This window comes from Nostoc sp. C110, assembly GCF_043099725.1.
In the GTDB taxonomy this organism is placed as follows: Bacteria; Cyanobacteriota; Cyanobacteriia; order Cyanobacteriales; family Nostocaceae; genus Nostoc; species Nostoc muscorum_A.
The window spans coordinates 1,170,279-1,190,593 of the sequence record NZ_CP171148.1; the positions used below are offsets into that span (position 1 = coordinate 1,170,279).

General features: G+C 43.8%; 19 protein-coding genes and 1 tRNA gene. 8 read left to right on the forward strand and 12 right to left on the reverse strand.

Features of this window, described 5'->3' with window-relative positions; all coding sequences use genetic code 11:
• Nucleotides 1–271 precede the first annotated feature (271 nt).
• A complete protein-coding gene (locus tag ACFFRD_RS10680) occupies nucleotides 272–1,396 on the forward strand; it encodes an RNA-guided endonuclease InsQ/TnpB family protein (protein WP_392481430.1) in 1,125 nt (374 codons plus the stop codon).
• A 229-nt stretch (nucleotides 1,397–1,625) separates the two neighbouring features.
• Here ACFFRD_RS10680 and ACFFRD_RS10685 read toward each other — a convergent pair whose 3' ends face one another.
• Nucleotides 1,626–2,045 carry a hypothetical protein gene (locus tag ACFFRD_RS10685; protein ID WP_114081547.1) on the reverse strand — a complete coding sequence of 140 codons (420 nt, stop codon included), beginning with the start codon at nucleotides 2,043–2,045 and terminating at the stop codon, nucleotides 1,626–1,628.
• Between the two features lie 543 nt (nucleotides 2,046–2,588).
• On the opposite strand from ACFFRD_RS10685, the gene zwf reads away from it, so the two are divergent.
• Nucleotides 2,589–3,968, forward strand: a complete 1,380-nt coding sequence (zwf, locus tag ACFFRD_RS10690) for a glucose-6-phosphate dehydrogenase (protein WP_392481431.1) — start codon at nucleotides 2,589–2,591, stop codon at nucleotides 3,966–3,968.
• A gap of 122 nt (nucleotides 3,969–4,090) precedes the next feature.
• On the opposite strand, the gene ACFFRD_RS10695 is transcribed toward zwf, so the two are convergent.
• The 3 genes from ACFFRD_RS10695 to ACFFRD_RS10705 form a co-directional block, all read right to left on the reverse strand.
• Complete coding sequence (locus tag ACFFRD_RS10695) at nucleotides 4,091–5,725, reverse strand: alpha-D-glucose phosphate-specific phosphoglucomutase (RefSeq protein ID WP_392481432.1); 1,635 nt, start codon at nucleotides 5,723–5,725, stop codon at nucleotides 4,091–4,093.
• Nucleotides 5,726–5,958: 233 nt separating this feature from the next.
• A complete protein-coding gene (locus ACFFRD_RS10700; RefSeq protein WP_392481433.1) occupies nucleotides 5,959–6,579 on the reverse strand; it encodes a response regulator transcription factor in 621 nt (206 codons plus the stop codon).
• Between the two features lie 8 nt (nucleotides 6,580–6,587).
• Nucleotides 6,588–7,424, reverse strand: coding sequence for a S1C family serine protease (locus ACFFRD_RS10705; protein WP_392481434.1), 837 nt, complete (start codon nucleotides 7,422–7,424; stop codon nucleotides 6,588–6,590).
• Between the two features lie 77 nt (nucleotides 7,425–7,501).
• Between ACFFRD_RS10705 and ACFFRD_RS10710 the strand changes: the two genes are divergently transcribed.
• Nucleotides 7,502–7,870, forward strand: a complete 369-nt coding sequence (locus ACFFRD_RS10710) for a hypothetical protein (protein WP_392481435.1) — start codon at nucleotides 7,502–7,504, stop codon at nucleotides 7,868–7,870.
• On the opposite strand, the gene ACFFRD_RS10715 is transcribed toward ACFFRD_RS10710, so the two are convergent.
• Both ACFFRD_RS10715 and ACFFRD_RS10720 read right to left on the reverse strand, forming a co-directional pair.
• Nucleotides 7,838–8,740, reverse strand: coding sequence for a S1C family serine protease (locus tag ACFFRD_RS10715; RefSeq protein WP_392481436.1), 903 nt, complete (start codon nucleotides 8,738–8,740; stop codon nucleotides 7,838–7,840). The two genes, ACFFRD_RS10710 and ACFFRD_RS10715, sit on opposite strands and share 33 nt — an antisense overlap.
• A gap of 462 nt (nucleotides 8,741–9,202) precedes the next feature.
• The gene (locus ACFFRD_RS10720; RefSeq protein ID WP_392481437.1) at nucleotides 9,203–9,832 is read right to left on the reverse strand and encodes a TenA family protein; all 630 of its coding nucleotides are present in this window, start codon (nucleotides 9,830–9,832) and stop codon (nucleotides 9,203–9,205) included.
• Between the two features lie 49 nt (nucleotides 9,833–9,881).
• On the opposite strand from ACFFRD_RS10720, the gene ACFFRD_RS10725 reads away from it, so the two are divergent.
• Nucleotides 9,882–10,127 (forward strand): hypothetical protein, encoded by a 246-nt coding sequence (locus ACFFRD_RS10725; protein ID WP_392481438.1) that lies wholly within the window; start codon nucleotides 9,882–9,884, stop codon nucleotides 10,125–10,127.
• A gap of 46 nt (nucleotides 10,128–10,173) precedes the next feature.
• Here ACFFRD_RS10725 and ylqF read toward each other — a convergent pair whose 3' ends face one another.
• From ylqF to ACFFRD_RS10745, 4 genes are all read right to left on the reverse strand, one after another.
• A complete protein-coding gene (ylqF, locus tag ACFFRD_RS10730) occupies nucleotides 10,174–11,055 on the reverse strand; it encodes a ribosome biogenesis GTPase YlqF (RefSeq protein WP_114081538.1) in 882 nt (293 codons plus the stop codon).
• Nucleotides 11,056–11,129: 74 nt separating this feature from the next.
• Nucleotides 11,130–11,543: a VOC family protein gene (locus tag ACFFRD_RS10735; protein WP_392481439.1), complete on the reverse strand. Its 414-nt coding sequence runs from the start codon at nucleotides 11,541–11,543 to the stop codon at nucleotides 11,130–11,132.
• 36 nt (nucleotides 11,544–11,579) lie between these two features.
• A complete protein-coding gene (locus ACFFRD_RS10740; RefSeq protein WP_392481440.1) occupies nucleotides 11,580–13,196 on the reverse strand; it encodes an NAD(P)H-hydrate dehydratase in 1,617 nt (538 codons plus the stop codon).
• Nucleotides 13,197–13,307: 111 nt separating this feature from the next.
• Nucleotides 13,308–13,649, reverse strand: a complete 342-nt coding sequence (locus ACFFRD_RS10745) for a hypothetical protein (RefSeq protein WP_392481441.1) — start codon at nucleotides 13,647–13,649, stop codon at nucleotides 13,308–13,310.
• A 156-nt stretch (nucleotides 13,650–13,805) separates the two neighbouring features.
• Between ACFFRD_RS10745 and ACFFRD_RS10750 the strand changes: the two genes are divergently transcribed.
• Both ACFFRD_RS10750 and ACFFRD_RS10755 read left to right on the forward strand, forming a co-directional pair.
• Nucleotides 13,806–15,008, forward strand: a complete 1,203-nt coding sequence (locus ACFFRD_RS10750) for a murein hydrolase activator EnvC family protein (protein ID WP_392481442.1) — start codon at nucleotides 13,806–13,808, stop codon at nucleotides 15,006–15,008.
• A gap of 323 nt (nucleotides 15,009–15,331) precedes the next feature.
• Nucleotides 15,332–15,404, forward strand: a tRNA-Arg gene (locus ACFFRD_RS10755).
• A 91-nt stretch (nucleotides 15,405–15,495) separates the two neighbouring features.
• Here ACFFRD_RS10755 and mgtA read toward each other — a convergent pair.
• Nucleotides 15,496–18,039 carry a magnesium-translocating P-type ATPase gene (gene mgtA / locus ACFFRD_RS10760; protein ID WP_392481443.1) on the reverse strand — a complete coding sequence of 848 codons (2,544 nt, stop codon included), beginning with the start codon at nucleotides 18,037–18,039 and terminating at the stop codon, nucleotides 15,496–15,498.
• A 710-nt stretch (nucleotides 18,040–18,749) separates the two neighbouring features.
• Here mgtA and ACFFRD_RS10765 point away from each other — a divergent pair.
• The gene (locus ACFFRD_RS10765) at nucleotides 18,750–19,235 is read left to right on the forward strand and encodes an allophycocyanin (protein WP_392481444.1); all 486 of its coding nucleotides are present in this window, start codon (nucleotides 18,750–18,752) and stop codon (nucleotides 19,233–19,235) included.
• On the opposite strand, the gene ACFFRD_RS10770 is transcribed toward ACFFRD_RS10765, so the two are convergent.
• Nucleotides 19,215–19,442, reverse strand: a complete 228-nt coding sequence (locus ACFFRD_RS10770) for a hypothetical protein (protein WP_392481445.1) — start codon at nucleotides 19,440–19,442, stop codon at nucleotides 19,215–19,217. The genes ACFFRD_RS10765 and ACFFRD_RS10770 overlap by 21 nt on opposite strands.
• Before the next feature lie 349 nt (nucleotides 19,443–19,791).
• On the opposite strand from ACFFRD_RS10770, the gene ACFFRD_RS10775 reads away from it, so the two are divergent.
• Nucleotides 19,792–20,241 (forward strand): pyridoxamine 5'-phosphate oxidase family protein, encoded by a 450-nt coding sequence (locus ACFFRD_RS10775; RefSeq protein WP_392481446.1) that lies wholly within the window; start codon nucleotides 19,792–19,794, stop codon nucleotides 20,239–20,241.
• Nucleotides 20,242–20,315 lie beyond the last annotated feature (74 nt).

Below are 20,315 nucleotides of genomic sequence, written 5' to 3' on the forward strand. Positions count from 1 at the left end.
ATCAGAAAGAATCAAAAACAGTAGCAGCGATCTCTCTATCCGTAGTAGGGCAACGTGATGCGTAAAGCCGCCTGCCTTTAGGCGGCGGATATAAGCGAATAGGACAAATTTATTTGTCCGTCAAGCTTCTGATAAATTCTCTAAAAACATCGTTTAAGCTACGTTCTTTCTTGTGGCAATATTTCACAAGAACCTCGTACTCTTCATCAGAACATCGCACAGTTAACTTTTTCATGCCGTCATAGTGCCGTCGTTGTGGTACAATATTAGCATGAAGACACTAAAATTCAAGTTATATCAGCACAAGCGCAATAAATACCTCAAAGCTAGTATCAATGCTGCTGGAGTTATTTATAATCACGCAATTGCTCTCCACAAAAGATATTATCGAATGTGGGGTAAACACTTGAATTGTGCAAAACTTCAGTCTCATATTGCGAAGCTTCGGAAACGTAAAGATTTCTGGCAGTCAGTGGGTTCTCAAGCAGTGCAAGATATATGCCAACGCATTGAGAAAGCCTACCAGTTGTTTTTTAAACACAATAAAAATGGCTGTTGTCCGCCAGGGTTTAAGAAGGTCAAAAAATACAAATCGTTCACCCTGAAGCAAGCCGGATATAAGTTTCTGGGTGGCAACAGAGTTAAAATTGGAAATCGTGTTTATCAGTTTTGGAAGTCTAGAGAGATAGAAGGAAAAGTTAAGACTTTGACCATTAAACGCACACCGCTAGGTGAGTTGTTTTTGGTTGTTGTTGTCGATAGCGCTGATGAGTCAGAAATCAAATTCACGACTGGTAAGATAGCGGGATTTGATTTTGGCTTAAAGACATTCCTAACCTGCTCAGACGGATCTAAAATCGAATCACCCCAATTCTTCAAGCAATCACTCAATGCCATCAAGAGAGCGAGTCGGCATCACTCTAAAAAATTATTTGGCTCTTCTAACCGGGAACTAGCAAGGAAGAACTTGGTACGCGCCCATGAAGACATAGCCAACCGCAGAACTGATTGGTTTTGGAAATTAGCGCATGACCTAACTAATAGATTTGACATGCTGTGTTTTGAGACGCTTAACCTCAAGGGTATGAAGCGTTTGTGGGGAAGAAAAATTAGCGATTTAGCACTTCGAGACTTTCTGAATATCCTGGAATGGATAGCAAAAAAGAAAGGGAAACTTGTGGTCTATATCGACCGGTGGTATCCTTCTAGCAAAACTTGTTCTTGTTGCGGACACATTTTAGAAACTCTAGATTTATCGGTTAGAGAGTGGCGTTGTCCCCCCTGTCAATCAGTGAATGGGAGAGATGAAAACGCCGCACGTAATATTCAGATGGTTGGGGCATCGACCATTGGGTTAGGCAATGTAAGTCGGTCTGAGACTGCGGTTGCTGTTTGAGCCTAGAATCCCCCGAATTTAGCGGAGCGCATTCGGGGGAGTATGTCAATCCAGGGTCGCTTGAATATTTAGCTGAAACCGCAATTCATCTCACACTCCCCTCCGGGTGAGATGTGATATGAATTGCGGGTGAAATACAACAACAGTCCTCTGACCAATTTCCCCCATAGGGAGAACAGGACATGGAAGAAACGAACTCTCATTAATCTTCTGGTTGTTGCTGATCTTCTTATCTTCTTCTGGGTCTTCTATCTAATAAATTAACCGCAGCACCAGCAGCAGCACCATTGACACCATTTTTCCAGGTAGTTCTACAACCACCAGAAATTGCACCTGCCAATACACCAGCACCAGCACCTACAGCGATATCTTGAACAGGTAAACGTCCGTTTCTTCTTCTGGCTCTGTTGCTTCTTGCACCATTGGCAGCATTAACAGCAGCACCAGCAGCAGCACCTTTAAAAGCATTGTCTAATACGGAACCACAATTTGTTACAACTCCACTTAATACACCTGCCCCGGCTCCAATGGCTGCATTATTAATAACTCGGTCATCAGCAGAAGCAGGTTGAATCGGGATTAAGCTAGTACCAGCTAAAGTAGCAGCCATCAAGCCAGGTAGGAATGCGCGTTTTAGCAGATATTGCATGGTAGTACCCTCTAAAAATCTTACGATTGGTGAACAATCAAATTTCAGTGCGATCGCTAATCCTCATATCTCTAATTTTTAGACAACAGCAATGTTATCTAAAATAAGGATATTTGGATAATTACACACACTAAAACGTAATTTTAGCCCAAAGCCTGTTGTATTTACTGAGTGGACAATAATTAAACTGACACATTAACTAAAAAACAGTAAACCAAAAAGTTTTTCCTCAAAGAGCGATCGCTTCGTTAGGTGGAGCGTAGTCTTCTGAAATCCTCTTGCCTATTGCCTATTGCCTACCTACGCAAATGATTTCAGTAATCAAACCGGATTCCTATATCTACCGGAGTGTTATTTTTAAGATTTTTGAGAATTTGCAAGGATTTTTCATTTAAAATCCCAAATTGGTATGATTTATTTTTCGGAAATACCTGAGTATAATCCTGATCAGTGTCGCGCTTTCTGATACCAATTGCAAAAGAATCCACAAGCAAGAATTCAGAAGTCACAACTTTAAAAAGCTAATTCTTAGAGAGGTTAGTCATGGAAACTCCTGATTCAGACGCACTGGTATTTTTTGGGGCAACAGGTGACTTGGCCTACAAGAAAATCTTCCCTAGCCTTCAGGCAATGGTACGGCGGGGCAATCTTAATGTCCCAGTAATTGGAGTTGCCGGACGACCTTGGACAACGGATCAACTTAGGGAAAGGGCACGTGATAGCCTAGAACATAATGGTGGTATAGATCAAGCCGCATTTGAGAAACTTTCTGGTCAACTCCAGTATGTTGCTGGTGACTACAACAAACCAGAAACTTACGAAAAATTACGTCAAGCCCTTGGTGATGCCACTCATCCCCTCTACTATTTGGCAATTCCACCGAGCTTGTTTGCACAAGTAGTATCAGGATTGGGTGAATCAGGCTGTGCTAAAAATGCGCGGGTGGTAATTGAAAAACCATTTGGACGGGATTTGAAATCGGCACGTGAGTTAAATCAAATTCTGGCATCGGTTTTTCCCGAATCATCCATCTATCGCATCGATCATTACCTGGGCAAAGAACCACTGCTGAATTTACTCTATTTTCGGTTTGGCAACTCTTTTCTGGAACCTATCTGGAATCGCAACTATGTTGAAAGCATCCAGATTGTGATGGCAGAGGACTTTGGCATTCAAGGAAGGGGACGCTTCTATGAAGAGACTGGTGCAATTCGGGATGTGGTGGAAAACCACATGCTGCAAGTATTGGCTTCAGTGTGCATGGATGCGCCCGCCACTACTGCTGGCGATTCCATTCGGGATGAAAAAGAACGTATTCTCAAAGCTATACCTTCACTGCAACCCGATGATATTATTCGCGGTCAATTTTCTGATTACCGCAAGGAAGAAGGTGTTTCTCCTGACTCTCAAGTAGAAACATTTGTTGCCGTGCGGTTATTTATTAATACATGGCGGTGGTCAGGAGTTCCCATCTACATCCGGGCTGGGAAGAAATTACCTGTTAAAACTACTGAGGTGATGGTCAAGCTCAAGTGTCCACCTTTAAATGTGTTCCAGGAGGAAAGAAAAGAAAACGCTAATTATGTTCGTTTTTTACTAGATCCAGAGGTAATTGTGGGATTGGGCGCTCGCACTAAAATCCCTGGAGAAGATATGAGCGGCTCTGCGGTTGAACTCCTGGCTTTTTACGGAGGTGGCGACGAGATGGAACCCTATGAACGTCTATTGGGTGATGCCATGCGGGGCGATCCTACCTTGTTTGTACGAGAAGATACGGTAGAAGAGGAATGGCGGATTGTTCAGCCAATTCTCGATAACGTCACACCCATTTACGAGTATGAGCCAAATACATGGGGCCCACCTGAGTCAGATAAACTGCTCTCGCCAATGGATGATTGGTACAATCCCTTATCTAGAGAGTAGGATATATTGCTCATAGACTTGGCAAAATATTGGGGCTTCACCAATTAATGGCAATGGTAAGCAAGTTTGTAGTAAGAACTTTAGTCCTTACTACAAATCTCAAAATTAGCGGGAGCAAAGTACTAGGTAATTACAGTTGGCTGTTCCCGTCCTGTGAGTTCGCGGATCTGGGCGACCTCTTGGACAATAGTGATTAAAGAAGCAAGTGCTTGCTGTGGATCAAGGTCATGTTTGGCGGGATCTGGCTCGTAGCTTTCTAGATAAACTCTTAGAGTTGCACCTTGAGTCCCCGTACCAGAAAGTCGCACTACAATGCGGGAGCCATCGGTAAAGCCAATGCGAACACCTTGTTGCTCGCTAATGCTACCATCAACAGGGTCGGTATAACTAAAGTCATCACTGTATTCAACTTGATAGTTACCGAATTGCTTGCCTTTAAGATTTGGCAATAAAGAACGCAGTCTTTCTATTAAAGTATTGCCTTGCTCTGTCTGTATCTCTTCATAGTCATGGCGGGAGTAATAATTGCGTCCATAAGTCTGCCAGTGTTCTCGTACAATCTGCTCAACAGATTGTTGCCGGACTGCTAGGATATTCAGCCAAAACAGCACAGCCCATAGCCCATCTTTTTCGCGGATATGGTTAGAACCGGTACCAAAACTTTCTTCACCGCAGAGAGTTGCTTTACCCGCGTCTAAGAGATTGCCGAAAAACTTCCAGCCAGTGGGTGTTTCGTAAGATTTAATCCCAATCTGAGCCGCAACTCGATCTACTGCTTGGCTAGTAGGCATCGATCGCGCTACCCCGGCTAAACCTTCACTATAACCAGGGACTAGCTTGGCGTTTGCGGCTAACACTGCAAGACTATCGCTAGGGGTGACAAAGAACTTACGCCCTAAGATCATATTGCGATCGCCATCTCCATCAAAAGCTGCCCCAAAGTCTGGCGCATTCTCGCCGTACAAAATATCTACCAAATCATGAGCATAAACAAGATTCGGGTCAGGGTGTCCGCCCCCAAAGTCTTCCAGGGGTGTACCATTTTGCACAGTTCCCACTGGTGCGCCCAAACGTTGCTCAAAAATGGCATGGGCATAAGGGCCAGCTACAGCATGTAAGGCATCAATGCTGAACCGAAAATTTCCTCTTGTTAATAGTTGCTGAATCCGTTCAAAATCAAACAGGGACTCCATTAACTCTTGATAATCGTGTACGGAGTCAATTACCTCAACTACCGTCTCTCCCAAATGTGACTCACCTAAAGTTTCTAAATCTACATCTGCTGCTTCCAGAATTTGGTAGCTATCAATGACTTTACTGCGATCGTAAATCGCCTCTGTCACCTTTTCCGGTGCTGGGCCACCATTGCTAATGTTATATTTCACCCCAAAGTCACCATTTGGCCCGCCCGGATTATGGCTAGCAGACAAGATGATGCCACCAATAGCCTGATACTTGCGAATAATCGCGGAAGTCGCAGGAGTAGACAAAATTCCCCATTTACCAACTTTAATCCGCCCAATGCCATTGGCCGCAGCCATTTTCAAAATGATTTGAATAGCTTGCCGATTGTAATAACGACCATCACCACCCAAGACTAAAGTTTGAGAGTGCAAGTCCCCCACAGAATCGAAGATGGATTGGATAAAATTTTCCAGGTAGTGGGGCTGCTGAAAAACCTTAACTGATTTCCGCAGCCCAGAAGTACCGGGCTTTTGGTCGCTTAAGGGAGTAGTAGAGACTTTACGTATGTTCATAGATACTGTTTATTTAACAAGGCATTTTCTTTTTACAGCTTTACATAAGTTTGTTACAAAAAATTGCCACGTATCATGTACCAAATGGCAGGCGTAAATCCCTAATATCACTTTTTAGGGGTGGGGTTACAATACTTGTCAGGTTTTGGGGGAAAAGGACTCATGTTAAAGGGAAAAAAACTTTATATATCAAGCCTTCCACTCCTTTTCCCTTTAACCTACAAGTATTATAATCACAGCATAATCAAACCCAGTCGCACACCCACAGCAACAGCCTCAGTACGGCTGGAGACACTGAGCTTTTGAAAAATAGATGAGAGATGAAATTTGACGGTATGCTCAGAAATCTGCAAACGTTTAGCGATCGCTTTATTCCCCAACCCAGAACCAAGCATACCTAAAACTTCTATCTCGCGTGGTGTCAATGTTTGTACAGGATTCGCCACCACTTTTTCTCGAATAGACAGTAATTCTATAGCATCAGGGTGCAGCACCACCAAACCAAAAGCGATCGCCTCCACAGCCGCGACAATTTCTAACTCTGTGCTAGTACTGGGCAATATCCCCCGGATACCAGAACGTAACGCCGTCTCTAAGTCGATGCTATCGAGTTCCTCAATAATGGCGATCGTTCCTAATGGGTATTGCTGTTCTTGAATAAGCAGCAATTTTTCCCATACCGATTGTTGAAGGTTACTACTCAAATCTACCAGCACCACATCTGGTTGTAATTGCCCAACTTCCCTTGCCCATTCATCCAAATCGGATGCACTCCCCACAACCGTCAGCCGAGGATTGGTAGTCACCACAGCTAATAACCCTGCCCGCACAACAGGAGAAGTGGCAACTACCATTACCCGAATCACGTCGCCTCCACAGCAGTTTTTCCAGACTGCACTGCAACATAAATCACTAATTGTTGCCCACCGCGTAGGAGTTGTAGCGGCACAGATCCTTTACTGTCATGGAGATATTTAGTTAAATCATTCACGCTAGTGAATAATCGCCCCGAAACTCCAATTAAAATATCGCCGATTTGTACACCAGCAGTTTCAGCAATGCTACCAGGTAAAATTGACAACACCAATAAACCCAAGCTACGCCTACCTAAAAGCACAGGTTGCAGCGTGACTCCTAGTTGCGGACGACTATTTCCCTGTAAAAAACGCTCAACGGTGTTGCTGGGAACTGCTACAGCTAAACCATTAACAATCATGGTGTTAATTCCCACGACTCGGCCTTGATAGTCGGCAAGTGGCCCCCCAGAGTTTCCAGGATATAGTTGCAAATCAGCCATAACAGCCCGCGAATTATTTGTATAAATAATTCCAGTTGTCACAGCACCACTTTCAGCAAAGGGATTACCCACCGCCAAGACTAATTCACCTACTCGTAGTGCCTCAGAATTGCCAATGCTTGCAGCAGTTAAATCAGTGGCGACAATTTTCAGGGCTGCTAAATCCTGCTGTGGATCAAACTGTGTACGCACCGCATCAAATACTCTGCCATCTGCCAATTCCACAGTTGCACGGTTGCTGGTTGCAACATGGGCATTAGTGATAATTAGCCCGTCAGATTGCCAAATGACACCGGAACCGATTCCTAGAGAGCCACTTTTCACTTTGACAGTGCGATCGCGTAGTTTAGCAGCTACCTCTGTCAATTCAGCAGCAATATTAGTTAATGTTGTGTTTGCCATGTTATACAATTTTTCCCCATGTCAAAGTAGAATCTGTTGGCTGACAATAGTTTTTAGTCGGGTTGGGATAATTGAGAATGCTGCAAAATATCAGTCAACCCAACTTTGGAAAGCAAATTTTGACAGTTCCGAGTTCAGAGGCTCAACGTTTGAGCAAAAAGGTCGAAATTCCGAGTTTAGAAGCTCAACGTCCGAGTAAAAAGGTCGAAGTTTCGAGTTCAGAAGCTCAACGTTCGAGCAAAAAGGTCGAAGTTCCGAGTTCAGAGGCTCAACGTCCGAGTAAAAAGGTCGAAGTTCCGAGTTCAGAGGTTCAACGTCCGAGCAAAAAGGTCGAAGTTTCGAGTTCAGAAGGTCAACGTTCGAGTAAAAAGGTCGAAGTTCCAAATTACGAATTACGAATTACGAATTACGAATTACACAGGTCGTTCGCCAACTGCGATCGCTAACTCAATTAACACTCCACCCCGGACAACTTGCAGGTTGACGGTTTTACCAATGCGATCGCTACTATTGAGCAGCGCTAGTACATCACCTGTATCGCCCACAGTTACGCCATCGAATGTTACCAAAACATCGCCAAGCAACACACCTGCATTATCAGCAGGCCCAGAAGACTCAACATTAACGACAATTACCCCAGTTGCAGAAGTTAAATTGAGAGAAGTTTTTAGGTTATTTGGTAAACGTACAGGTTGCATTCCTACACCCAAGTAGCCTTTTGAAATGCGTCCTTTTGCTACCAATTGGTCAACCACGCGATCGACTGTAGCACTGGGAATAGTCAGAGCAGTACCACGCCGCCCCGATGTATTCATACCTACCACAAAACCAGCAGCATCTACGAGCGGCCCACCTGCAAAACCAGAGTAAAGGGTGATGTCTGGGCGGATAAATTGGTCAATATTTCCGCCATTCATACTGCGCCATGCACCGCTAACTACACTCACTGCACCCATCGCCGCCCTTAAATCACCTTCACTACCTCTTGCCAGTCCTAACACTAGATGACCAACTTTGAGCGTTTTGGCATCACCAACTTTTGCCACAGGTATTTCTAGATTTTCTAGCTTAAAAACAGCTATATCGGTGCTAGAGTCATGACCAACAAGTGTTACGGGTACAGTGCTACCATTTGATAGGGTAATGGTGATGTCGTCATAGCGCTGGAGAGACTCATCAGAGGTAACAATGATTCCATTACGCCAGTGAATACCACTTGGGGAAACACGAGTACCCCCATTCACAGCAACCACAGCAATTCCAGCTTGTTCTACGGTGTCAGCTAAACTGTTGGACAAAGCCATTAATGAAGACATAAGATTTTTCCAAAAACATTCTTAGATGTTCATATCGTGTCCTTTTCTCAACACAGATGACATCGGAAAAATGGGGAGAACTCATCCTAGAAAAATGGCTAGGATCGGTAAACTAAAAAGTTTTTTCCCAAAGAGCGATGCCTGCGGCGGGTTACTTCCCGGACGCTACGCGAACGTGGAAGCAAGCTACGTGCAGCGTCTCGTAGAGAAGTGCGGGCTACACACCTACGCCAATCCTAGTTACGTAGGTTAAAGCGCTATAGACCAATACGCTTGGGTTAAGCGCTATTTGTACAAAATCGTGGGTTTTGAGACGCGATAAATCGCCGTCTCTACAAGTACTGTATTGCGCTATAGGCTGCTTATTATCTAATAATGCTTGGGGAATAAAAAAATATTCAATTATTGATTGGAGTTCCCTTAGAGGATGTTTGAAAAGTGGTTGGCTGTGATTTTAGGTACTTATTTATTAGCAGAAATCCACGCAGCTTGAAAAAATTCATACTCACAAAACATCGCATAACGGTAGGTTGAATTCACTACAGCATTGTTAGTAGCATAATTCTCAACTAAAGTTTCTAATTGTTTTATTAGTGATTGAAAGTCTGTGCTGCTGTAAGTACGAATCCAGTCTGCATATTGATGATTAGGAATACCATGAAGAGCCAACTGTTTTCCCAAGAAACCATACAAACGCATACAAGGAGACATCGCCGCAGCAGTCAAACCCACATCTCCACCCCAAGCAGTTGCTAACAAAAAATCAGTATAGCGGCGGGTGGCATAGCCAGCTTCCACAGAATGTAAATTCACTCCCCACTGGGAAGCATAGCTACTATGCAACCGTAGTTCTTCTAAAACTGAACTCGCTAAGTTATGAAATGTGGTAAAACCTAACCAGTCTGGTGCTTTAGCTGCGGCGATACTGTACGTCCGCGCAAAAGCTTCTAAGAAAAAAACATCTTGCCCCACGTAGTAGGCAAATTTTACCTGCTCAAGAATACCATTGCCAATACCTTGAACGAAAGGATGCTTTAGGCAAGCTTGGGCTAAGTCTTGATTTGCTGCCCATAATTCGTTAGATAAAGCCATTTGTTAAAAGTCATTTGTCAACTGTTATTTAATGGTATAGGAGTCCGGTTTGATTTCTGTTCGCGCAGCGTGGCGTAGCTATATTTACTCGGCGGTGGCTCTGTCCTGTTTTGATCTTCTGAAAGTTGTTCCCTACCTAAAGGCTTATAGCACTTGGCATACCTTCGCTACTTGCGCGATCGCATTTGGGGTATCGCCGGAAAAGGTAGCCTACTGGATCGGCGATAACGTCCAAACAGTTTTGAGGTACTACTGTCACCCAGATGTCACCAAGGCTGAATGTCCAGACTTTTAAACGCTACTCACCTGCTACTCAAAAATGGGCTAAAAATCGTTGTAATCTAGTTGGGTGGCAATTCTAAACTCATTTCACCTAATAACCCCTTACGAAAATCTGTTAAAAGTTGCCTTGCAGCACGCTCTACATCACCTTTGTAACGATGCTCTGCTAAAGCATGTAGATAAGTATCCCCGGTGTCTGAGGTCGAATCGAGTTGATAGCGGGACTGTAATGGTTTCCTCGGTAACAAATCTGTAGTTACAGCTTCCAAGTAGTTGAATAAATCCACTAAGGCTGCTGCTACTAGCTGATTATCGTAAGATGCTTCGCCGATATCATCACAAATGGCTAATTTCAATGCTGCGTCTTGGTCTTCCAACCTTAGAGGGATGACACCAGGAGCATCTAACAATTCCAAATGTTCAGAAATTCGCACCCAGCGCAATTGGCGAGTTACCCCAGGACGGGCTGCACTTTCCACTACTCGCCGTCCTAAAAGGCGGTTAATTAAAGCTGATTTACCAACATTGGGAAAACCAATTACCACAGCCCGGACTGGACGAGGTAACATTCCGCGATCGCTTCTTCTTTGATTGAGTTCTACTCCGGCTGCTTGCGCTGCCCGCGCCACTTCTGCTATACCTTTACCATGTTGAGCGTTGGTAAAATAAGGGACTTCCCCTTGACGTTTAAACCAATCTATCCACAGCGATCGCATTTGCGGCGTAATCATATCTACTCGGTTAAGTATCAATACCCGTGTCTTACCCTCTACCCACTCACCTATTTGGGGATGATGAGTCGCTAAGGGAATTCGGGCATCTCGTACCTCAAATACCACATCTACGCGCTTAAGCTGTTCTTTGAGCTTCTTTTCAGCTTTCGCAATGTGACCTGGATACCATTGAATTACGTTTAATCTATAGTTTTGAGTTATAGCCATTTTTTTATTTGTCCTTTGTCCTTTGTTATTTGTCATTTGTCCTTTGTCATTTGTCTAAAACCAATGACTAATGACTAATGACTCTTTGTAGTAGCAGCTTGATGTAAAATCAGACGATTGCCATCAGGGTCATAGGCATAAATTTCTCTGCCGTGGGAAGCAGTGGAAATATTTCCGGGTGGAGGATAGCCTAAAGCTGTTAAGTGAGCGATCGCATCTTCTAAGTTACTCACTTCTAAACACAAACTTATCTTATTTTTGGCGTAGACACCAAGTGCGCTGTCGTTAGACATCGCTTCAAATTCCGATTCATTTGTCTTCTTGGGTTTAAAAATACCTAATCGCATACCAACCAAATTAAACTCAGCATAGACATTCGGAATCAAAATAACTGCTTTTTGCTCCAGAAATTTAGTATAAAAATCTACTAATTTATCAAAATTAACCGATCCTATGGTGACAAATGCGTTAGTGTACTCAAAAACCATATTTGCCTATTGCCTTATCCCAACATCTTATTTTGGCTAAGGTATGGTGACTAAAGTGAGAACTTTTAGTAAATATTGTGTCAATGTAAAGGCATCTACACCCAATTCAGTCCGCTCTTGGGCTGCTAAAATCCCAGCTTGTGAATGCCACCAAGCGGCAGTTGCCACAATATCTTCTACAGAAATCTGTTTAGTTGCGGCTTGTGCCAACAATCCACCTAGTAGCCCAGTTAATACGTCGCCACTACCTCCACGTGCCAGAGCGGGTGTGCTTTCAGTAATCATCCAAATGCCACCTTGAGGGTTTGCGATCGCAGTTCTCGCCCCTTTCAACAATACCACCGCCCCACTTTGCGCTGCTGCTTCTTGTACTGCTTTCACTGTGTCATGTTTAGCATCAGCGACATCAGGAAACAATCGCTGGAATTCGCCAGTATGGGGTGTGAGTACGGTTATAGCAAGACGTTTTTTTAAAGTGGCGATCGCTCCCATTTGTGCCAAAATATTTAAACCATCGGCATCGAGAATCAAAGGGCGTTCGCTTTCTATCACCTCTTGCACAATGGGAGCAGCATCTCGTGTTAAACCTGGGCCACAAGCGATCGCATTAAAGGAAGTCAGATCAGTTTTTTCGGGTAATTGCAATTGAGCGATCGCTCCACTTTCCGTCTCTGGACAACCGACGATTAGCCCTTCTGGCAAGTGCGACACCAAAAGAGATTTTAGCGATTCGGGCACAGCAATAGAAAGCATCCCCACACCACTAGCCCTAGCACCCAAACCAGTTAAAATTGCTCCACCAGCATAGCGCCGCGAACCGCAAATCAGGAGTAAATGTCCTTCTTTATATTTGTGGGTAACTGATGGGCGAGGTAAGGGTAAAGTAGCGAGTGCCATTGCTGGTGTAATACGTTTAATGCTGGGTGCATCTTTGAGAACAGCTTCTACATCAGCTAAAGGAATATCAAAATCGATTAACTCAGCTTTGCCAACATATTCCAGCGCCCGATCTTGGAAGAAAGCTAGTTTCCATAAACCCAAGCAAAAAGTGTGAGTGGCGCGAATGGCAGTTCCTAATACAACGCCAGTATCGGTGTGTAAACCTGAAGGTAAATCGATACTATAAATCGGCACAGACAATTCATTTAGCTGATTAATTGCAGAGGCAATAGGATCAGTCAGGTTTTTTTCTAAACCAAACCCAAACAAGCCATCAATCAACAAATCAGAATCTGGCAGTTGCTCAATTGCTTGATAAATTGGGATGCCCAAACTCTGAGCATACTGCAAGTGCTGCGAAGTTAATTCCTTAAACTTAGAAAAAGGAGAATAAATCCAAACCTCATAGCCACGAAAGTGTAATTCACGGGCTACTACTAAAGCATCCCCACCATTATGACCAGGGCCAACAAGAATTCCAACACGAGATCCCACCGCCTGGGACAACCCCTTTTTTAAGAGGGTGTTTGAAGCAACATAACCTCCCTTTTTAAGGGGAATTGGGGGGATCTCTTGAATCCGACGGGCAACTAATCCCGCCACCTTTTCCATTAAAGCTACTACAGGCATACCTGCTGCAAAGATCCGATCTTCAATATCGCGCATCTGTCCAGCAGTCACTATTACTTGTGAAATTTTTTCTTGCCTTTGCATCAGCCCTAAGTCCTATTAGCGATCGCGGGGTATTTAGCCCATGCTAAATTATGAGTTTTAGGTTAATTGAAACTTTAGCAGAAACAGCATTAACTAACGCCAAAATCTTCTCTATTTCTCCTCACTCTGCGTTCTCTGCGCCTCTGTGGTTAATTCATTTCTTGGACAATCCCTAACCGTGACTAATCCATGTATCCCTAGCGCTGTGATTACTCCTCCCAGTAATCCCCAAGTCCCATCAGCAAATACATTGATGCGATGAATGTAGGTGCGATGGTAGGCATACTCTAACTGCCTATCATTAACTTTTCCGACTTCTACTAGGTTAGTCACATAGTTTTCAGCTTTGATTAGTCCTGCATAATCCAGGTTAAACCAATAAAGCGATACTCCCACCACCGCCAACCCAGGAAAAACCAAAGTAATTAAAAGAATTGCTTTGCGCGTATTCATCCATACCTCCCTCCTGATATACCTGTTCAATGCTGACATAGCAAGAATCTTTGTGTTACAACTTGGCAGATCAATTTGATACATGGAGTGGGTGAATCAAATTTTGGGAATAATCCTCATAGTGTTTGAAAGCATCGTTTTAGTTAGGCTCACGCTATGAGAGCGCGATTTCTAGTTAAAAATCTAATTTTTGGCTGTTTATCTCTTGTATTTTCCTGCATTTTGTGGATTTGTTTGTCATTAATTCCAGTACACGCAACTTCCACACAGTCTATTGATACTCTGCGACAACAGCAGCAACAAATGAAGCAGCAGCGTCAGAGTGTGGTTAACGATCGCAATCGCTTAACAAATCTCCAACAAGAGGCCCAAAAACACCTCACTGGTTTAAAGCAAAATCTGCAAACTACAGATAGCTACATTCAAGAGAGCGAATCTCGATTACAACTTGCCACCCAACGCCTCCAGCAGTTGGAAACTGATTTAGCTGTAGCACAACGTTCCTACGAGGAGCGGCAAATAGCAACAGTAGCACGATTGCGTTATCTCCAGCGATCGCCTGCATCTGTTGGCTGGGCAGTTTTGCTCCAAAGTGAAAATATCAGTGATTTTATCAGTCGTCGTCATCAGTTGAAGTTAGTGTATCAGGCAGACGAACAAATTTTGGTGAAACTCAACGCCCAAGCAAACCTGATAAATCAACAAAAAACGGGCATAGAACAACAAAAAAACGAAATTGCCTTGATTCGTGAGCAATTACTGGCACAAAAAGCCGGTTATCAAACTCAGGCGGAGTCACAATCAGAATTGATTCAACGCCTCAATAGCGATCGCCTAGCCTTGGAAGCAGCGCAAAACCAGCTAGAGAGGGAATCCAAAAATCTGGAAGTCTTGATTCAACAAAAGGTAGCAGAAGCCAGAGCAACAGAACAGGCGCAAACAAAAACCAACAGCCGGACTGCGATCGTTCGAGGAACCGGTGTAATGGCATATCCTAGCGACGCTTCTACTAGTAGTCCCTTCGGCTGGCGGGTACACCCCATCCTTGGCTATCGTCGCTTTCATGCCGGGTTAGATTTTGCCGCTAGCTATGGTAGTAAAATTCGGGCAGCCGATTCAGGCAGAGTGATTTTTGCTGGGTGGTATGGTGGTTATGGCAGAGCGGTAATTATTGACCACGGCAATGGCATTACTACACTCTATGGACATACCAGCGAGTTGTATGTTTCTGAAGGACAAGCCGTTGAACGCGGACAAGCGATCGGTGCTGTGGGTTCCACAGGTTTCTCAACTGGGCCCCACCTCCACTTTGAAGTCCGTCGGAATGGTACACCAGTAGACCCAGCTAATTATCTGTAAACTTAGGGACTTCCAAATAAAGAAATACTCAAAAAACTCTCTCCTCTGTGTTCTCTGTGTTCTCTGTGCGGCAGTCGCTCATGGGGGAAACCCCCAGACGCTCGCGGACTCGCTAACGCTACGCTATGGCGCTAGCCTCTCCCTTTGGGAGAAGACCGCGCTGCCTTGTCTCTGTGGTAGCCTGCGGCAAGCCGTTCGCGTAGCGTCTCGTAGAGAAGCGTCTACGTTTATTTGGATAATTTATTTCTTGGAAGTCCCTTAATAAACCAAGTTTTTCTAGGCTGAGAACTTTATCATAGACGTGCTATAATGGGGGAGATTAAGGGCGCGTAGCTCAGTGGATAGAGCAACAGATTCCGGTTCTGTGGGTCGGGGGTTCAAATCCCTCCGCGCTCGTTTTTTATTTTTCGATTGGCAATTAATTATTGTCTCGGCTATATCTACTCAAGCAGATATGCTGATTTTGCCACAGCTACACTTTCTTTGGTTAAGACTGGACGTGTTGATAAAAAATCCGTTTAACGTTTTCTGCACAGATGATATAAAGTCCAACAATTGCTGCCAGCACCAAAAGGAATTCAATGGGTAAAGGTTGGAACCCTAGTAAACCTGCAACTGGAGTATAAGGAATCAGGAGGGTGACAATGGCGATCGCGATCGTTGCCGTCAATAAGTACTTTCCTGGCTTGCTCGTGAGGATAGATTGCCGTGTCCGAATTACCAGCACAATCATAGATGCAGAAATCACTGATTCCATAAACCAACCAGTTCTAAATTGCGCTGAGTTGGCGTGCAGCAGCAATAGGAGTGCTGCAAAGGTGAGGTAATCAAAGACTGAACTGAGTAACCCAAACACCACCATAAAGTTACGGATAAATGTGATGTTCATCCGCCGGGGTTTGTTGACCATTTCCCGGTCTACGCGATCGGTTGCGATCGTCATTTCTGGGAAATCGGTCAACAGGTTTGTGAGCAAAATTTGGCTGGGTAGCAAGGGTAAGAAGGGTAGAACCAGAGAAATACCTGCCATGCTAAACATATTGCCGAAATTAGCACTTGTTGCCATAAACACGTATTTGAGCGTATTGGCAAACGTTACCCGTCCTTCTTTCACGCCTTCGACCAAAACATTTAGGTCTTTTTGCATCAACACGATGTCTGCGGCTTCTTTGGCTACGTCAACCGCACTCTCAACGGAAATACCGACATCGGCAGCATGAAGCGCTGAGGCATCGTTAATGCCATCGCCAAGATAACCGACTACATTTCCGGTTTTTTTCAGCGCAATTATGATCCGCTCCTTTTGATTTGGCTCAACCTCAGCAAAGACATTTATTTTGCCAACACGATGCATTAGGGCTTCATCAGAAAGCTCTTGCAATTCGCCACCAGTTAAAACCTTTGGTTTTGGTAATCCCACTTGTTCAATGATACTGATGGCAACCGCTCGACTATCGCCCGTGATCATTTTTGTGGTAACTCCAAGTAGTCCCAAATCTTTGAGCGTATCAGCAATATCTGCTTTTGGTGGATCGAAAAGAGCAAGATAACCCAAAAACGTCATGTTTGTTTCATCGTCTTTGGTGAAGGAATTGCGATCGCAGTTGCGGTAAGCCACCCCTAAGACCCGAAACCCTTCACTACCAAGTTCCTCTGCCCGTTGCTGAATCTTGTCCTGCTGCATAGCAATATCAATTGTCTTTCCGTCACCAGTTTCGACGGTTGAGCAAACATCAAGAATTGCCTTTAGCGCACCTTTGCTGACAATCAGATTCCTATTATCTTTCTTCAACAGAATGCTGAGGCGTTTACGGTTGAAATCATAAGGTACTTCATCTAGTTTCTGATAAGCAGAAATGTCAAATTGCTTGTGCTGACGAATTGCGGCATCGATGGGATTTACATAACCTGATTCAGACGCAGCATTCAAATAGGCGTAAAGCAAAACGCGAGTCGCCTGCGGCGAGGCTCCGCCAACGCTCTCTTTCCCCTCCACATCAACCGCAGCGTGAATTTTCACTTCCCCTTCCGTCAGCGTGCCCGTTTTATCTGTACAAAACACGTTCATGCTGCCAAAATTTTCAATTGCGGACAGTCGTTTCACAATCACCTGCTTTTTCGCCATTTGTTTAGCACCGCGAGCCAAGTTAACGCTAACGATCGCAGGCAACAATTGAGGAGTCAGACCGACTGCAAGCGCTAGGGAGAATAGAAAAGATTGTAGAACAGGGCGTTGCAAGTAGACGTTGGCGACAAAAATTAGAACAACCAAAATCAACGTCACTTCCATGAGAAAATAGCCAAACTTGCCCAGTCCCCTTTCAAATTCGGTTTCCGGGGGTCTGAGTTTCAGGCGTTCTGATACCTTGCCAAATTCAGTCTGCTTTCCTGTCTGCACCACAACCGCTTTCGCTGTACCACTGATTGCGTTAGTCCCCATATAAAGGGTGTTTGTTCGCTGGCTGAGTCCGACTTCGTTCGGCAATACGCCACTTAGTTTGTCAGCAGGATAGGTTTCTCCCGTGAGTGCTGCTTCATTCACTGACAGATCCTTCGACTCTAAAATCAGACAGTCACCAGGGATACTATCACCAGCAGCAAGCAACACAATGTCACCTGGAACCACCTCCTCATTAGAGATTTCTTGAGATTGACCATCTCTCAAAACTGTGGCTTTTACTTGCACTAAAGCCAGTAGCTTCGTTACGGCATCTCTAGCTCCTCGCTCTTGCCAAAATCCTAATAGCCCACTAATTAGTACGATCGTCAGAATAATAATAGTATCAATGACATCTCCAAGAAAACTGGAGAGAATAGCAGCTGCCATTAAAATCAAAATAATCGGACTCTTAAACTGGTTCAGCAACAGGAGTAGTGTGGATGACTCTCGCTTTTTCTTCAGACCGTTTGCACCATATTGAGTGAGCCGTTGCTGCGCCTCTTGGCGACTCAAACCCTGGGGGCTACTCTTAAGCTGATCTAATACCTGTTCGGCAGGTAGGCTCCAAAATGAGGGGATGACTTGAGGCATAGATTCAGTATCCAAATTTTTTTAAACTTTGAACAGATAACCTTGCTTATCTACTACCCTGAGCGACTACCGTTTGATTAACTGCGTGAATTAATTTATATCGTAATCAAAAACAACAAAAGGCTTGAAGAGATAACAAAAGTCTTTACGAAAGTTCGTCTATGACCCCAAGGAGAATTACCTAAATTAAAAACCTGGTAGCTTCAAATCTTGAATCAACCAGGTCGTAAAAATAGATGGCGAAAGTGCCACAAGAGATAATGCGTCTTTGCTCCAATATTTCTGAGAACCAAAATTTCTAAAATACCTGTAAAAAAATTGCTATTTTAGAAAGAAAATAATTTTATATCTGACATTTTTATTACTTTTTATATTGTAATCAAACAAATAACCCTGTAAATCAAACAATACACTGTCATGGTGTAAATAACTAAACCTCTTGCAAAAGTACTTTTAGCACTCTTGTGGGAAATAGTTAATCCTTAATTTACACAAATTAGTAATTTTTTACAGTCCCAAAAGTTGGAATATAACTATGTCATAAAATGCTGTTCTAGAAAAAAGGCTTAAGCTCAACTGAGACCGATACTCAACCCTTAAAAACAGAAGTAATTGAGGGTGAAAAATTGACCATTTCGCTCTTTTTTAGTTCAAGCTGTCAATAATTTAACCGTTTCATATAGACCTAATTTAATTTCAGGAGTTTGTTAATGAGTATTATTACAAAGATGATTGTGAATGCAGATGCCGAGGTTCGCTATCTCAGTCCTGGAGAACTGGATCAGATCAAGAACTTTATTAGCAGTGGTGAGCGCCGTCTACGCCTTGTGCAAGCTTTAACTCTAAGCCGCGATCGCATTATTAAAGAAGCTGGAAACGAACTGTTCCAGAAGCGTCCAAGCCTTGTTTCTCCAGGTGGCAATGCTTACGGCAAAGAGATGACTGCTACTTGTCTGCGGGATATGGATTACTACCTGCGCTTGATCACTTACAGTGTTGCTGCTGGAGATACAACGCCAATTGAGGAGATCGGAGTCGTTGGTGTTCGCCAAATGTACAAATCCCTCGGTACTCCAATTGATGCCGTTGGCGAAAGTGTCCGTGCTATGAAGAACATCGCTACCTCAATGTTGTCTGGGGAAGATGCAACTGTTGTTAACACTTACTTTGACTACCTAATTAGTGCCCTCCAGTAAATAACAGAAATCACTTAGAGAGCGATCGCTATCACCAAAGCTGAATTGCCTGTTTAGCGTGCCAACAGTCATCATCTGCGATTGCGATCGCTCAACGGATTTTGGGTCAAGTCCCGAATGGCACGCTTGAAAAGCTGAAACCTCGTCAGGGCAGGGTGTGGGAGGTGTGGGAGGCAATGCAGCATTTGTTGATATGCAGTTATTCAATTTCTCCTCTTTCTCCCCACACTTCCCCCACTTCCCACACTCCCCACACTCCCCACACTCAAAAAGCAAGTTATATCAGGGCTTTGCGATTAACTTAGTGCCATTCGGTCAAGTCCCTAGAAATAAAGAACTAAGTCGTGAAAAGCAGTTATTTGCGGCATGTTTTAGTATTGCCATTTTTAAAAAACTATCAAAGAACTCATTTAATTGGGTTATGTAGATTTTAAAAATGAATATTTTTTGATGATTACATTCCCCTGAATGCTAACGATAAAACTAAGCAGAAAAAATCTTAACAAGACATTTGTAACTCGATTAATCAATTAAATATTTATTCTGGAGAATGACCATGTTAGATATAGATGAAATGGGCAAAAAAGAGATACATGAACTCTTGCATAAAGTAGGATATGGGCACTTAGGTTGTGCTATTGAAGGACATCCCTATGTTGTACCTATGCGCTATTATTTTGAAGAGCCAAATATCTACATCTTTACTACGGTTGGGATGAAGACCAAGTATATGGATGCGAATCCTGAAGTCTGTTTGCAAGTTGAAGATGTCCACAATCTCAAGCATTGGCGCAGCGTTACTGTGACAGGTATTGCCGAACACATCACTCTTGGGCAAGACATTGATCGCGTGATGCAATTTATCAAAACCAACAATCCAACGCTTTCGCCCGCGATTAATCGAACCTGGATTGATGCCTGGGGTCGTGCAGAGGTGATGGCGCTCTACTGTATCCATCCTACTGAGATGACCGGGCGAACCACAGATGGAGTTAGCAGTCGGTAACTTTTGCACCGTTTATGTTACCTCACGACTTCCTCAAATTTGGCATTTAACATCAAGTAGATTGATCTGTTTTT